The 14,398-nt window shown below is 71.3% G+C and carries 8 protein-coding genes; 3 read left to right on the top strand and 5 right to left on the bottom strand.

Translation table 11 applies throughout. The features are described 5' to 3' along the window. Window positions 1-37 precede the first annotated feature (37 nt). Window positions 38-7,246, bottom strand: coding sequence for an amino acid adenylation domain-containing protein (locus AB0H54_RS17660; protein WP_357346420.1), 7,209 nt, complete (start codon window positions 7,244-7,246; stop codon window positions 38-40). A gap of 325 nt (window positions 7,247-7,571) precedes the next feature. Further along, complete coding sequence (locus tag AB0H54_RS17655; protein WP_357346419.1) at window positions 7,572-8,438, bottom strand: M23 family metallopeptidase; 867 nt, start codon at window positions 8,436-8,438, stop codon at window positions 7,572-7,574. A 266-nt stretch (window positions 8,439-8,704) separates the two neighbouring features. On the opposite strand from AB0H54_RS17655, the gene AB0H54_RS17650 reads away from it, so the two are divergent. Both AB0H54_RS17650 and AB0H54_RS17645 read left to right on the top strand, forming a co-directional pair. Continuing rightward, a complete protein-coding gene (locus tag AB0H54_RS17650; RefSeq protein WP_357346418.1) occupies window positions 8,705-9,736 on the top strand; it encodes a nitronate monooxygenase in 1,032 nt (343 codons plus the stop codon). Window positions 9,737-9,821: 85 nt separating this feature from the next. Continuing rightward, entirely contained in the window at window positions 9,822-10,214 is a 393-nt protein-coding gene (locus tag AB0H54_RS17645) for an SCO5389 family protein (RefSeq protein WP_218720750.1), read from the top strand. Between the two features lie 134 nt (window positions 10,215-10,348). Here AB0H54_RS17645 and AB0H54_RS17640 read toward each other — a convergent pair whose 3' ends face one another. The 3 genes from AB0H54_RS17640 to AB0H54_RS17630 form a co-directional block, all read right to left on the bottom strand. Further along, complete coding sequence (locus AB0H54_RS17640) at window positions 10,349-11,986, bottom strand: long-chain fatty acid--CoA ligase (RefSeq protein WP_355271196.1); 1,638 nt, start codon at window positions 11,984-11,986, stop codon at window positions 10,349-10,351. A gap of 119 nt (window positions 11,987-12,105) precedes the next feature. After that, window positions 12,106-12,489 (bottom strand): metalloregulator ArsR/SmtB family transcription factor, encoded by a 384-nt coding sequence (locus tag AB0H54_RS17635; RefSeq protein WP_355271195.1) that lies wholly within the window; start codon window positions 12,487-12,489, stop codon window positions 12,106-12,108. A gap of 19 nt (window positions 12,490-12,508) precedes the next feature. Further along, complete coding sequence (locus AB0H54_RS17630) at window positions 12,509-13,108, bottom strand: TetR/AcrR family transcriptional regulator (protein WP_218720753.1); 600 nt, start codon at window positions 13,106-13,108, stop codon at window positions 12,509-12,511. Window positions 13,109-13,180: 72 nt separating this feature from the next. On the opposite strand from AB0H54_RS17630, the gene AB0H54_RS17625 reads away from it, so the two are divergent. Beyond that, window positions 13,181-14,320 carry an acyl-CoA dehydrogenase family protein gene (locus AB0H54_RS17625; protein ID WP_357346417.1) on the top strand — a complete coding sequence of 380 codons (1,140 nt, stop codon included), beginning with the start codon at window positions 13,181-13,183 and terminating at the stop codon, window positions 14,318-14,320. Window positions 14,321-14,398 lie beyond the last annotated feature (78 nt).

The raw sequence follows: 14,398 nt of genomic DNA, 5'->3' as shown, positions 1-14,398 counted from the left end.
TCACCGGAACTCGTCGCCCCGTCACCACGGTCACGGCTCAGGACACCGACGGACGCGGGTCCCCGAGCACCAGTACGACTTCGGCCGGGCCGGGGTTGCCCGGCGCGACCTCGTCGGCGATCAATGCCTGCAGGTCGTCGAGCCCGGCGGTGTCGACCGCCTCGAGACCGGCTCGATCACCGAACAGGTGGCTCACCCACTCCTCGGCCAGTACCGCCGACAGGTCGTCGCCCGCCGCGGGTGCCAGCACCATCGACGCGCCCGCGACACCGGCCGCGACCGGCTCGACGAGCACGGCGAAGCTGTCCGCCGCGCCGTTGCCGAAGGTGCGCGACTCGAAGGTCAGCGCGGCGTCGGCGCGCACGCGCGCACCCGCCGTGGCGAGTTCGTCGTAGCTGCGGACACCGTCGACGCCGACGAAGGCCGGGTCGCCGCCGCGCAGCGCCCTGGTGCGGTCGGCGTAGGTCACCGGGCGGGCCGACTGGGTCGACAGCTCGGTGCGGATCGCCGGGTCGTCCAGGACCACCCACTCGAAATCGCCGTCCGGCGTCGCGCCCGCGGTGATGCCGATCTTGGCGGCCGGTTCGGTGGGCGCCGCGCCGATGCCCGGCGCCGGCAGCACCGCGGCACCGGACTTGAGCACGGCCCAGACCGCCACCGCCCAGTCGACACCACGCGGAAGATCAACGGCCACACCGGCACCCGGCCCGAAGCCACGGCCGATCAGCAGGCGCGCCAACCGCGAGGAACGGGTGTCGAGCTGCTCGTAGGTGAGCGAGTCGTCGCCCCAGACCAGCGCGGGCCCGTCCGGATCGTCCTCGGCCGCGGCGGTGAACGCCTGCGCCAGCGTGGTGCCGCCCGACGGCGCGACCGGTGCCGGCGCCTGGGTGGCGCCCGCGAGCAGCCTGGCCCGCTCCTGCTCGTCGAGGATGTCGATATCGCCGACCCGGATCTGCGGATCGGCGGCCACCGCGGTCAGGATGCGGGCGAAGCGCGCGCCGATGGTGCGCACCGTGGCCTCGTCGAACAGATCGGTGGCGTAGTTGAACAGCGTGACCAGCTCGTCCGGCGCGCCCTCGGCGGTGAACCGGGGCTCGACGTCGACCTGCAGATCGAACTTCGCCGCCACCGCGGTCTCCAGCGCGGTCACGCTGAGACCGGGCAGTTCGAGCGCGGCCGCTTCGTTGTTGCTGAAGGTCAGCGCCACCTGGAACAGCGGGTTGTGCGCGCTGCCCTTGCCCGGCGCGACCACCTCGACGACCCGCTCGAACGGCAGGTCGGCGTGCGCGAAGGCACCCAGGTCGGTCTCGCGGGCCAGGTCCACCGCCTCGTCGAAGGACCCGGCCGGGTCCAGGGCGGTGCGCAGGGTCAGGGTGTTGACGAACATGCCGACCAGCTCGTCGAGGGCCCGCTCACCGCGCCCGGCGACGGCGGTGCCGATGGCGATGTCGGTGGTGCCCGAGAGCCGGGCCAGCAGCACGGCCAGCGCCGCGTGCACGACCATGAACAGCGACGACTTGTGCTCGCGCGCGAGGTGGTTCAGCTGCGCGTGCACCTCGGCGGGCAGCCGCAGCTCGGTGGTGGCGCCCCGCAGCGTCGGCGTCGCGGGACGCGGGCGGTCCTGCGGCAGTTCCAGCAGCGGCGGCACGCCGGCCAGCTGGGTCCGCCAGTAGTCGAGCTGCGCGGCGGCGACCGAGTCCGGCTCGTCGTCGGCGCCGACGACCGCGCGCTGCCAGAGCGCGAAGTCGGCGTACTGCACCGGCAGCGGCGTCCAGGCCGGGGCCTGCTGTCCGGCGCGGGCGACGTAGGCCGTCATCAGGTCGCGGGCCAGCGGGGCCAGCGACGCGCCGTCGGCGGAGATGTGGTGCACCACGAACACCAGCAGCCAGTCGGCCGCCGATCCGTCGGTGAGCAGCCGCGCCCGCACGGGCACTTCCCTGGTGACGTCGAAGCCGGCCTCGGCCAGCGCGGCGGCGCGGGCGAGCACCTCGGTCGTGGTCTCCACCTCGAGCCCGGCGGGCAGCACCTCGGCGACCGGCAGGATCTCCTGGACCGGGGTGCCGTCCTGTGACGGGAAACGGGTGCGCAGGGATTCGTGGCGGGTGAGCACGTCGGTCACCGCGGCGTCGAGCGCGGCCACGTCGAGCGCGCCGGTCAGCCGGATGGCGAACGGGATGTTGTAGGAGCCCGACGCCGGGTCGAGCTGGTTGAGCACCCACATGCGCTGCTGGGCCAGCGACAGCGGAATGCGTTCCGGCCGTGCGGTGGCCACCAGCGCGGGCCGGGCCGCCGCGCCGCCGAGGGCGCCGACACGCGCGGCCAGCGCGGTGACGGTCGGCGCTTCGAACAGGTCGCGAATGGTCACCTCGGCGTCGAGCGCTTCGTTGATCCGGGCGATCGCGCGGGTGGCCAGCAGCGAGTTGCCGCCGAGTGCGAAGTAGTCGTCGTCGGCGCCGACGCGCGCCATGCCGAGCAGCTCGGCGTAGACGCCCGCGACGATCTCCTCGGTGGGCGTGGCCGGTGCGCGGAACTCGCCCGCGGTGAACGTGGGCGCGGGCAGCGCCTTGCGGTCGAGCTTGCCGCTCGGGTTCAGCGGGAACGCGTCCAGCTCGACCAGTGCGGCCGGAATCATGTACGCGGGCAGCGAATCACCGATCGCGGCGAGCAGGGCCGCCTGCTCGATCCGCTCCCCCGGCTTGGGCACCACGTAGGCGACCAGCTGTTCACCGGCGGGCGAGTCGGCGACGACGGCGACGGTCTGGCTGACCGACGGCTGCGCCAGCAGCGCCGTCTCGATCTCGCCCAGCTCGATGCGCTGACCGCGGAACTTCACCTGGAAGTCGGTGCGGCCCAGGTATTCCAGGACCTGGCCGGTATCGGCGGGCGTGCGCCAGACCACCAGGTCACCGGTGCGGTACATCCGCGCGCCGGGCGTGAACGGGTTGGCCACGAAGCGATCCGAGGTCAGATCCGGCCGGGCGACGTACCCGCGCGCGAGCTGATCGCCCGCCAGGTACAGCTCGCCGACCACCCCGGCGGGCACCGGCCGCAGCCGCGCGTCCAGCACATAGACCTGGGTATTCCACTGCGGCACACCGATCGGCACCGAGCCGCGGTCGGTCTCGCCCGCGGGCCAGTAGGTCACCGACACCGCGGCCTCGGTCGGGCCGTAGAGGTTGTGCACCTGCGCGGGCGAGACCGCACGCAGCGCCGCGACGGTCTCCGGCGGCAGCGCCTCACCGATGGCGAACACGTCGCGCAGGGTGGGGATGGCGCCGGGCGCGGTGTGCGCGGCGAACACCGTGAGCATCGACGGCACGAAGTCGGTCATCGTGACGCCCTGCGCCGCAATGGTTTCGGCGATGTAGGCGGGATCGCGATGGCCGTCGTGGGTCGCGACGACCAGCTTCGCGCCGGTGCGCAGCGGCATGAAGTAGCCCCACAGCGACACGTCGAAGGTGGTCGCGGTCTTCTGCAGGTACACGTCACCGGGCGCCAGCGGGTACTCCGCCAGCATCCACGCGATCTGGTTGTCGATCGCCCGGTGCGAGACCGCGACGCCCTTCGGGCGGCCGGTGGAACCGGAGGTGAAGATGACATAGGCCGGGTGCTGCGGCAGCACCGGACGGACCAGCTCGGCCTGGCTCAGCGGCGCACCCGAGAAGCCGTCCAGCGCGACGGTGTCCATGGTGATCACCGGCGTCGACACCGGCACCTCGACGGCGTCGGCGGTGGTTGTCAGCACGCACACCGGCCGCGCGGTGTCGAGGATGTGCGCGATCCGCTCGGCCGGATGATCCGGGTCGAGCGGCACGTACGCGCCACCGGCGGTGACGATCGCGTACATGCCGACGACCAGATCCAGCGACCGGCGCACCGCCAGCCCGACCAGCGACTCCGCGCCGACCCCGCGCCGCACCAGCAGCCGGGCCAGCCGGTTCACCCGCTCGTCGAACTCGCGGTAGGTCAGCTCGGCGCCCTCGAAGGACAGGGCGATCGCGTCGGGCCGCGCGGCGACGGCGGCGCGGTAACCGTCGAGCAGCAGCGCGGGCGCGAGCTCGTGCCCGGTGTCGTTCCACCGCTGCAGGATTCGCTCGCGCTCGACGGTTTCGAGCAGCTCGATCGCGCCGACCGGGCGGGCTGGATCGGCCACGACCTCGGTCAGCAGACGCACCAGCCGGTCGGCGAACCCGGCGACCGTGGCCTCGTCGAACAGGTCGGTGGCGTAGGTGAAGGCCGCCGACACCCCGCTCGCGACACCGTCGGTCTCCAGCGGGACGAGGGTGAGCTCGAGGTCGAACTTGGCGAACGGCACGGCCAGATCGACACCGGCGACCGTGAGGCCGGGCAGTGTCAGCTCGGCGCCCGCGAGGTTCTGGAAGGTGAGCATCACCTGGAACAGCGGGTGGCGCGCCATCGACCTGGCCGGGTCGAGCAGCTCGACCAGCCGCTCGAACGGCACGTCGGCGTGCCCGAAGGCGGCCACGTCGGTGCCGCGGACGCTGCCGAGCAGTTCGTCGAAGCTGCGGGCCGGGTCCACCTCGGTGCGCAGCACCAGGGTGTTGACGAACATGCCGATCACGTCGTCGAGCACCGCTTCGCCACGACCGGCGACGGGGGTGCCGACGGCGATGTCGGTGGTGCCCGACAGGCGCGCCAGCAGCACGGCCAGCGCGGTGTGCACGACCATGAACAGCGTCGAATTGTGTTCGCGGGAGAGCCGATCCAGCGCGGCGTGGGTGTCGGCGTCGATCCGGAAGTCGTAGCTCGCGCCGCGGTTGCTCATCGCCGCGGGACGGGGCCGGTCGGCGGGCAGGTCCAATTGCTCGGGCAGCCCGGCCAATTCGTCCCGCCAGAACGAGATCTGCTGGGCCAGCAGCGAATCCGGGTCGGACTCGGCGCCGAGCGTGGCCCGCTGCCACAGGGTGAAGTCGGCATACTGCACCGGCAGCTCACGCCAGGCGGGGGCACTGCCGCGCAGCCGGTCGGAGTAGGCGGCGATCAGGTCGCGGGTCAGCGGCGCCATCGAGAAGCCGTCGGCGGCGATGTGGTGCACCACGCACAGCAGCACGTGTTCCTCGGCGCCGAGGCGGAACAGCCGCACCCGCACCGGCGGCGCGACCGCGACGTCGAAACCGGCCACCGCCTGCTCGGCGATCAGGCCGGGCAGCTGCTCGGGAGTCGCCTCGACCACGTCGACCTGCGGGACGGCACGCGGATCACCCACCGGCAGCACCAGCTGCACGGCGTCACCGTCGACCTCCGGGTAGATCGTGCGCAGCACCTCGTGCCTGCCGACCAGGTCGGCAACGGCGGCGCGCATGGCGGCCACGTCCAGCGCGCCGGACAGCCGCACGGGCAGCGGAATGTTGTTGGCGCCGCTGTGCGGATCGAAGCGGTTGAGGAACCACATCCGCTGCTGCGCGTAGGACAGCGGGATCTGCTCGGGCCTGGTCTGCGCGGTCAGCGGGTTACCGGTACCGGCGCCGACGTGCGATTCGACGCGCGCGGCCAGCGCCGACACCGTCGAAGCCTCGAACACCAGCTGCACCGGCACCCTGGCGTCGAGCGCGGTGCCGATCCGGGCCACAGCCTGGGCGGCCAGCAGCGAGTTGCCGCCGAGCTCGAAGAAGTCGTCGTCCGCGCCGACCTGCTGGTTGTCGTCCGACACCAGCAGCGCCGCGAACACCTGCGCGACGATCTCCTCGATCGGCGTGCTCGGCGCGCGGAACTCGCGGGCGGTGAAGGTGGGCTCCGGCAGGGCCTTGCGGTCGAGCTTGCCGACCGGGGTCAGCGGGATCTCGTCGAGCAGCACGATCGCCGCGGGCACCATGTACGCGGGCAGCAGACCCGACAGGTGGTGGGCCAGATCCGCCGGGGTCACCGCGGCGCCCGCGCGGGGCAGCACGTAGGCGACCAGCGAGGTCACGCCGTTGGTCAGGGTGCGGCCGAGGGTGGCCGCGAAGTCGACGTCCGGATGGGTCGTCAGCGCGTTGTCGATCTCGCCGAGCTCGATGCGCAGGCCGCGGATCTTGACCTGGAAGTCGGACCGGCCCAGGTACTCGAACTCACCGGAAGTGTTGCGGCGCACCAGGTCACCGGTGCGGTACAGGCGTCCGCCGGGCGCGCCCGCGTCGGCGCCGAACGGGTTGGCGACGAAACGCTCGGTGGTGAGCTCGGGGCGGTCCAGGTAGCCCTGGGCCAGCGCGGGCCCGGCCAGGTACAGCTCGCCGACGACACCGGCGGGCACCGGGCGCAGCCGCGCGTCCAGCACGAAGGCCGCGACACCCGGGATCACCGAACCCAGCGTCACCGCTTCGCCCGCGGTCATCTCGCCGGTGGTCACCATGACGGTGGCCTCGGTGGGACCGTAGGCGTTGAACACCGAACGGCCCTGGGCCGCCCAGCGATCCACCAGTTCGGGGCCGAGCTTGTCACCGCCGGTGACCACCACGCGCACGGTGTCGACCCGGGTGGAGTCGACCGATTCGAGCGCGCCCGGGGTGATCAGCAGATGCGAGACCTGTTCGCGGCGAACCAGATCGGCGAGTTCGTCGCCACCGAACACGGTCGGCGGGACCACGACCAGGGTCGCGCCCGCGGTGAAGGTGAACAGCATCTCCATCAGGGAGAAGTCGAAGCTGGGCGAACTCAGGTGGGTCACCCGCGAACCCGCGTCGACCCGGTACTGCCTGCCCACCGCGGCCATCGTCGACAGACCGGCCTGGGTCACCACGACGCCCTTGGGCAGACCGGTGGAACCCGAGGTGTAGATGACATAGGCCGGGTGCCGCTCGTCGAGCGTGCGCACCCGGTCGCTGTAGGAGATGGCGTGCGCGGGCTGGGCCGCTACGCGCGCCGCGACGGCCGGGTCGTCGAGCTCGAGCCACTCGGTCGACGTGCCGAGGGCGGGCCGGTGCGCGGTGGTGGTGACGCCGAGGACGGCGCGTGAGTCGGTGACGATGTGGGCGATGCGCTCGGCCGGGTAGGCCGGGTCGATCGGCACGTAGGCGGCGCCGGACTTGGCCACCGCCCAGACGCTGAGTACCGATTCGATCGAGCGGGTGATCGCGACGGCGACGATGTCGCCGGGGCCGACGCCGCGGGCGATCAGTTCCCTGGCCAACCGGGAGGATTCCTCGTCCAGCGCGCGGTAGGTGAGTTCGCGCTGGTCGGCCTGGTCGCCGGTGGGGTTGAACCGGATGGCGGTGGCGTCGGCGGCCGATTCGACGGCGGCCGTCAGCAACTGACCGAATGTCGGACTGCTCGACCGGCGACGGCGGTTACCGCGGGCAGAACGACGGGCGGTTTCCATTCGGGTTCATTCACCTCTCATCGAGCATGGACGCGCCGACAGCCGCCCCGTGCAGATCGAGCCATCATATCGAGCGACCACAGACCGGCCGAACGTCGTGCCGACAGCCCCCGATTACGGGGCCCCCGGTTCCACGGGCCCTGAGGAGTATCGGCCCGTCGATCAGGCGTGTTGCCGGATCACACAGCAAAGTGACGGGGCTCATACTGAACCACCGTCACTCGGCTTTCGCGGAGAAGTCCGCGACTCGAAGAACTCAGTGCGCGGACGGGCCCCACTCGAGCGGCACACCCTTGGCGGCGAGGTAGGGAATGGGGTCCATCTTGCCGCCACCCTGATCCCAGATCTCCAGGTGCAGGTGCGGGCCGGTGGACTGGCCGCGGTTGCCGACGGTCGCGATGACATCGCCCGCGTTGACCCGCTGACCCTGGGTCACCAGCATCTCGTTGACGTGGCCGTAGACGGCGGTGGTGCCGTCGTCCTGCAGCACGCGGACCCACAGGCCGAAGCCGGAGGCCGGGCCCGCCTCGATGACGGTGCCGCTGGACACGGAGTGGATCGGGGCGCCGATCGAGTCGGCGAAGTCGACGCCGTAGTGCATGGCGCCCCAGCGGGCGCCGTAGCCGGAGCTGATCGGGCCCGCGACCGGACGGGCGGCCTGCGGCGGCGCGACCTGGTGCTGGATGCCCTGGATGATGTCCTCGACCTGGGCCAGCGGGCCCGCGATCTCGGGCGGCAGGTTGCCGATGCCGAACGGGGCGGCGACCGGGGCCGCGATCGGCGCGGCGACGGCGTCGACCTGCGCGGGCGCCTCGGCGGGCGCGGTGACCTGCTTGGCGGCGACGAAGTTCACGTCGGCGGCCTGGCGAGCGGAATCGGGGACGACGGATTCCTCGACGTCGTCGTTGTGCGTCGGTAGCAGCGGGGCCGCGTAGGCGATCGTCGGAGCGATCGAGGCGGCGGTGCCGACGATGGCGCCCGCGGCGACCGCGGCGCTGGCGGCGACCCGCATCCGGTCGGAACGCGACGGTTCGGCGCGGTGCCGGCTCGGGCGCCCGGCGCCTCCGTCACCCAGCAGGGCCTTGACGGAGATGGATTCGGGGCCCATACGGTGCTGCGACAAAGTCTCGTCCTAGCGTCCGACAACAAGGAAACGAAACCGGCTTGCGACCGGCCCGGAATCCGCCTGAGCGGTTCCCGCCACCTCACCGTGTGTAACGGTTCGGCATCCGTTGTGACGGGAACTCTACCCCGTCGTGATCATTCCGCAACCTTCTGGATCGAACTCGCAGGTGGGAGGCCCGTCGCACAGTAACGATCCCGTTGCCGAGCGGGTCACACGCGCCCATCCGAGCGCCGCACCCGGCGCCGACCGGACAGACTCGGGACATGGTGATCGAGAGCTTGCGTGTCCCCATCGTCGCCGCGCCCATGGCGGGCGGCCCGTCCACCCCGGAGCTGGTGGTCGCCGTCTCGAACGCGGGCGGGTTCGGCCAGCTGGCCGCCGGCTACCTCGCGCCCGCGGCGATGGCCGACCAGATCGCGGCGACCAGAGCCGTGACCGCCGCGCCGTTCGGCATGAACCTGTTCGCACCCGGCCCGGTCGCCGAGCCGGCGACCTACGCGGCCTACCTGGCCGAACTCGGCGAGGAGTACCCGCTCGGCACGCCAAGGCACGACACCGACGGCTGGGCCGAGAAGATCGACCTGTTGGTCGCCGACCCGGTCGCGGTGGTGTCGACGACGTTCGGCTGCCCCACCGCCGTCGAGGTCGACCGGCTGCACGCGGTCGGGACCGAGGTCTGGGTGACGGTCACCTCCCCCGCCGAGGCGGCGATCGCCGTCGACGCGGGCGCCGACGCGCTCATCGCCCAGGGCGCCGAGGCGGGCGGGCACCGCGCGAGCTTCCTCGACGATCCCGCCGACGACCAGGTCGACCCGCTGAGCCTGCTGGCCCTGCTCCAATTGCTCACCGCGAGCACCGATCGTCCGATCATCGCCGCGGGCGGCATCGCCACCGGCGCGGGCCTGGCCGCGGTGCTCGCCGCGGGCGCGTCAGCCGGGCAGCTGGGCACCGCGCTGCTGCGCTGCGCCGAGGCGGGCACCAACGCCGCGCACCGCGGCGCGATCGGGTCGCCGGAACCGACGATGCTCACCCGCGCCTTCACCGGACGACGTGCGCGCGGAATCCGCAACCGTTTTCTTCGGGAGCACACCGCGACCGCCCCGGCCGCCTACCCCGAAATTCATTACGCCACCGCACCGTTGCGGGCCGCCGGACGGGCCGCGGGCAACACCGACGATGTGAATCTGTGGGCGGGGCAAACGCATTCACTGGCGACCGAGCTATCGGCAGGCGAACTGATCGCCGACCTGGCAGCCGACGCGAAAAGCGCACTACGGAAAGCACTTTCAGAATGAATCCAGGGTTATTGACAACGGATTTCGTTTAGACTCGAAGGGGCATCGCATCCCGCCGACCACCACCAAGCAGGAGGAGAGCGCCATGTCCCTCGATGTTCCCGCAGCATTGCTCGAGCGCGCCGAACAGGGCGATATCGACGACGCCGAATTCGTCGAATGCGTCCGCACATCACTGCCCTACGCCTGGGAAGTGGTGAGCCGGGTAGCCGGCGACCTGCGGGCGGGCGACGCGGAATTCGCCGACAACGTGGTGCCGCCGCCGGACGAGGTCGCTCGCGGCCAGCTGCTGCGCGCCCTGGCCTCCGACGCGATCCGCGGCGGGCTGGAACGGCACTTCGGCGTGAAACTCGCCTTCCAGAACTGCCATCGGGTCGCGGCGTTCCCGCTCTCGGCGGTCGGCGGCGAGACCTACAGCCGCTACATCAGCCCGCGCGCCCAGCTCCTCAACCAGAGCCCGGAACTCCGGAACTGTTGAGCACCAGCGTTTCTGTCGACAACTGAATATCGACAACTGCATCGCACAACAGGATCCGACAACAGAACAAACAACTGAATGAGAACGGCGGGCGTGGAAGTGATTCCACGCCCGCCGTCGTTCTTCCGGAGGGGTCAGCCCACCGTCGTCACGTCCAGCTCACCCTCGGCGTACTGCGCGCGCAGCCGCTTCTTGTCGAACTTGCCGACGCTGGTCTTGGGCACCTCGGCGATGAAGGTCCAGCGCTCCGGCAGCTGCCACTTGGCGAACTTGTCGGCCAGGAAGTCACGCAGTTCGACGGCCTCGGCGGCGGCACCATCGGCCAGCACGATCGCGACCAGCGGGCGCTCGTCCCACTTCTCGTCCGGCACACCGATCACGGCGGCCTCGGCGACGGCCGGGTGGCCCATCACCGCGTTCTCCAGGTCCACCGAGGAGATCCACTCGCCACCGGACTTGATGACGTCCTTGGAGCGGTCGACCAGGGTGAGGTAGCCGTCGGGGCTGATCTTGCCGACGTCGCCGGTGCGCAGCCAGCCGTCGTCGAACTTGTCCGGGTCGATCTCCGCGCCGGTCGGCGAGTAGTAGGAGCCGGTGATCCACGCGCCGCGGACCTCGAGCTCGCCGAGCGACTCACCGTCGTTCGGGACGACCTTGCCGTCGTCACCGACGAGCCGGGCCTCGACATTGGCCGGGAAGCGGCCCTGGGTGTAGCGGTAGGCCCAGGCCTCGTCGCCATCGACACCGGCGGGCGCGTGCGCGACGCTGCCCAGCGGGGAGGTCTCGGTCATGCCCCACGCGTGCAGGATGCGCACCCCGTGCTTCTCCTCGAACGCGCGCATCATGGCGGGCGGCACCGCGGAACCACCGACGACGGCGGTGCGCAGGTGCGAGATGTCCTGCGGCTGCGCGGCCAGGCCGGCCAGCACGCCGCCCCAGATGGTCGGCACGGCGGCGGCGAAGGTCGGCTTCTCGGCCGCCATCATCTCCAGCAGCGGGCCCGGCTGCAGGAAGCGGTCCGGCATCAGGATGTTCGCGCCCGACATCAGCGCCGCGTACGGCAGGCCCCACGCGTTGGCGTGGAACAGCGGCACGATCGCGAGCACGTAGTCCGAGCCCTGGAAACCCATGCCGTTGGGCTGATTCACCTGCATGGCGTGCAGCCAGTTGGAGCGGTGCGAGTAGACGACGCCCTTCGGGTCGCCGGTGGTGCCGGAGGTGTAGCACATCGCGGCGGCCGACCGCTCGTCCACGACCGGGAAGTCGAATTCGGCGGGCTGGCTGTCGAGTAGCTCGCGGTAGGAGTGCACCTGCACCCCCTCGGGCGCGGTCAGCGCGGCCGCGTCACCGTTGACGACGATCACGTGCTGCACGGTCTTCAGGTTCGGCAGGTACTGCGCGAACAGCGGCACGAGGGTGCCGTCGACGAGGACGACCTTGTCCTCGGCGTGGTTGGCGACGAAGACCAGCTGCTCCGGGAACAGGCGGATGTTGAGCGCGTGCAGCACCGAGCCCATCGCGGGCACCGCGATGTAGGCCACCATGTGCTCGTTGTTGTTCCACATGAAGGTGCCGACGCGGTCACCCTCTTCGACGCCGAGACCACGCAGCGCGTTGGCCAGCCGCGCGGCGTCCGCGCCGAGCTCGCGGAAGGTCATGGTGCGCACACCGTCGCCGGTCCAGGTGGACACGGTCGAATTGCCCTGGAAGGTGGCGGCATAGTTGAGCAGTTTGGCCAGCGACAGCTGGTCGTCCTGCATGGTGCTCAGCATCGAAAACTCCTTCGGTCCCGCCGCGGCATGAGCCACGTCACAAGCGGATGCTACCGAAGGGAGAGCGGGCGGCAACCGTTTCCCAGCGTAACTTTTCCTGGTGAACGGCGTGTTCAGCGTCAGCCCTCTTGCGCCCGGTGCGGCGGCTGCGCGTCGGGTCCGCGATGATGCGCCGGCACGCCCGGACCCGCGTGCTCGGCGTTGTACACCGCGTCGAGGACCAGTTGGCGGACATGATCGTTCTCCAGGCTGTAGAAGATCGTGGTGCCCTCGCGCCGGGTCCGCACCAGCCGGGCCATCCGCAACTTGGCCAGATGCTGCGACACCGACGGCCCCGGCTTACCGACCGCGGTCGCCAGTTCGTTCACCGACAATTCACCGTCCGCCAGCGCCCACAGCACCTGGACCCGGGTCGGATCGGCCAGCATCCGGAACACCTCGACGACGAGTCCCACCTGGTCGTCGGCCAGCGGCGCGCGGCCCGGTCCGCCGTCTGCGTTCATGCGCAGATGATAGGCCCGCTCAGCGCAGGGCGAGGTCGGCCAGCGCGGTCCAGTCGGCCAGCACCTGCTTGCGCCGGACCCGGTCGCGCCCGACCATCTCGTCGAGGGTGGCGCCGCGGACCAGGTTGATGGTGAGCCAGAAGGTGCTCTCCAGCCGCTCGCGGGTGATCGCCGGGTCGATCAGCCCGGCGCAGCGGTCGAGCAGCTCGACGGTCAGCTCGTGCTGGACCCGCAGCATCTCGCGGCGCAGCGGCGGGTCGTTGGCGATGCCGACGTAGAGCTCGACGGCGGCGCGACCGAGCTGCCCGGCGAACGTCGCGGTGACCAGTTCGACCAGCACCGCGCCCGCCGCGCTGTCGCCGGGCAGGGCTTTCGCCTTGCGCTGCATAGCCTCCCGCTGCCGCTCGGTGAGATGACCGATGGTCTGCGCGAACAGCTCGCTCCTGGTGTGGAACTGGTGCAGCTGCGCGCCCCGGGTGACCCCGGCCCTGGCGGTGATGTCGGCGATCGAGGCGCCCGCGTAGCCGACCTCGGCCAGGCTCTCGATCGCGGCATCGAGCAGCAGCGTCCGCGTTCGCAGACTCTTCTCCTGATGCTTGTTCGGTGGCAGCTCGGGCATCGACCCAGTATAGGGGGTGAAAATTCCGTGCTGCCTTGCACGCAATTCAATGCTGGACGTACTGTGTCGAGCATGGCTGTTGACCGGATGCTGCCCACCGACGAAGCGCGCGAGCTGATCGAGCTGACCCGCGACATCGCCGACAAGGTGCTCGAGCCGCGCGTCGCCGAGAGCGAGAAGACCGGCGTCTTCCCCGACGGCGTCTTCCCCGCCCTCGGCGCGGCCGGGCTGCTGAGCCTGCCGTACCCGGAGGAGTTCGGCGGCGGCGCGCAGCCCTACGAGGTGTACCTGCAGGTGCTCGAGGAATTGGCGAGCCGCTGGGCCGCCGTCGCGGTCGCGGTGAGCGTGCACGGCCTGTCCTGCCACCCGCTGTTCACCTACGGCACCGACGAGCAGAAGCAGCGGTGGCTCGCGGGCATGCTCTCCGGCGAAACCATCGGCGCCTACAGCCTGTCCGAGGCGCACGCGGGTTCCGACGCCGCCGCCCTGCGCTGTCGCGCCACCCCGGTCGACGGCGGCTACCGGCTCACCGGCACCAAGGCGTGGATCACCAACGGCGGCCGCGCCGACTTCTACACCCTGTTCGCCCGCACCGGCGAGGGCTCGCGCGGCATCTCCTGCTTCCTGGTCCCCGCCGACACCGCGGGCCTGAGCTTCGGCAAGCCCGAGGAGAAGATGGGCCTGCGCGGCATCCCCACCACCACCGCCGCCTACGACGACGCCTTCCTGCCCGCCGAACGCCGCGTCGGCGACGAGGGTCAGGGCCTGTCGATCGCCTTCAGCGCCCTGGACGCGGGCCGCCTCGGCATCGCCGCGGTGGCGACCGGCGTCGCCCAGCGCGCGCTCGACGAGGCCGTCGCCTACGCCAAGGAGCGAGAGGCGTTCGGCCGCAAGATCATCGACCACCAGGGCCTCGGCTTCGTGCTCGCCGACATGGCGGCCGCCGTCGACACCGCCCGCGCCACCTACCTCGACGCGGCCCGGCGCCGCGACGCCGGTCTCCCGTACTCGCGCCAGGCCAGCGTCGCCAAGCTGGTCGCCACCGACGCCGCGATGAAGGTGACCACCGACGCGGTCCAGGTCTTCGGCGGCTACGGCTACACCCAGGACTTCCCGGTGGAGCGCTACATGCGCGAGGCCAAGGTCATGCAGATCTTCGAGGGCACCAACCAGATCCAGCGGCTGGTGATCGCCCGCCACCTCGCGAGGTGAGCTACCCCGCAACGCGCTGATCAAGCAGCCTCAGCCCGATCCGGCAACCGGCCAGTAAACTGGACGGCGTCTCGAGAC

It is taken from the genome of Nocardia sp. NPDC050718 (genome assembly GCF_040654235.1).
Taxonomy (GTDB): Bacteria; Actinomycetota; Actinomycetes; order Mycobacteriales; family Mycobacteriaceae; genus Nocardia.
This window is presented reverse-complemented; position numbering and strand designations above follow the sequence as displayed.

Coding starts and splice junctions, on each gene's coding strand:
- AB0H54_RS17650 (WP_357346418.1), top strand. CDS start 8,705: ATGGTGATCGAGAGCTTGCGTGTCCCCATCGTCGCCGCGCCCATGGCG.
- AB0H54_RS17645 (WP_218720750.1), top strand. CDS start 9,822: ATGTCCCTCGATGTTCCCGCAGCATTGCTCGAGCGCGCCGAACAGGGC.
- AB0H54_RS17640 (WP_355271196.1), bottom strand. CDS start 11,986: ATGCTGAGCACCATGCAGGACGACCAGCTGTCGCTGGCCAAACTGCTC.
- AB0H54_RS17635 (WP_355271195.1), bottom strand. CDS start 12,489: ATGAACGCAGACGGCGGACCGGGCCGCGCGCCGCTGGCCGACGACCAG.
- AB0H54_RS17630 (WP_218720753.1), bottom strand. CDS start 13,108: ATGCCCGAGCTGCCACCGAACAAGCATCAGGAGAAGAGTCTGCGAACG.
- AB0H54_RS17625 (WP_357346417.1), top strand. CDS start 13,181: ATGGCTGTTGACCGGATGCTGCCCACCGACGAAGCGCGCGAGCTGATC.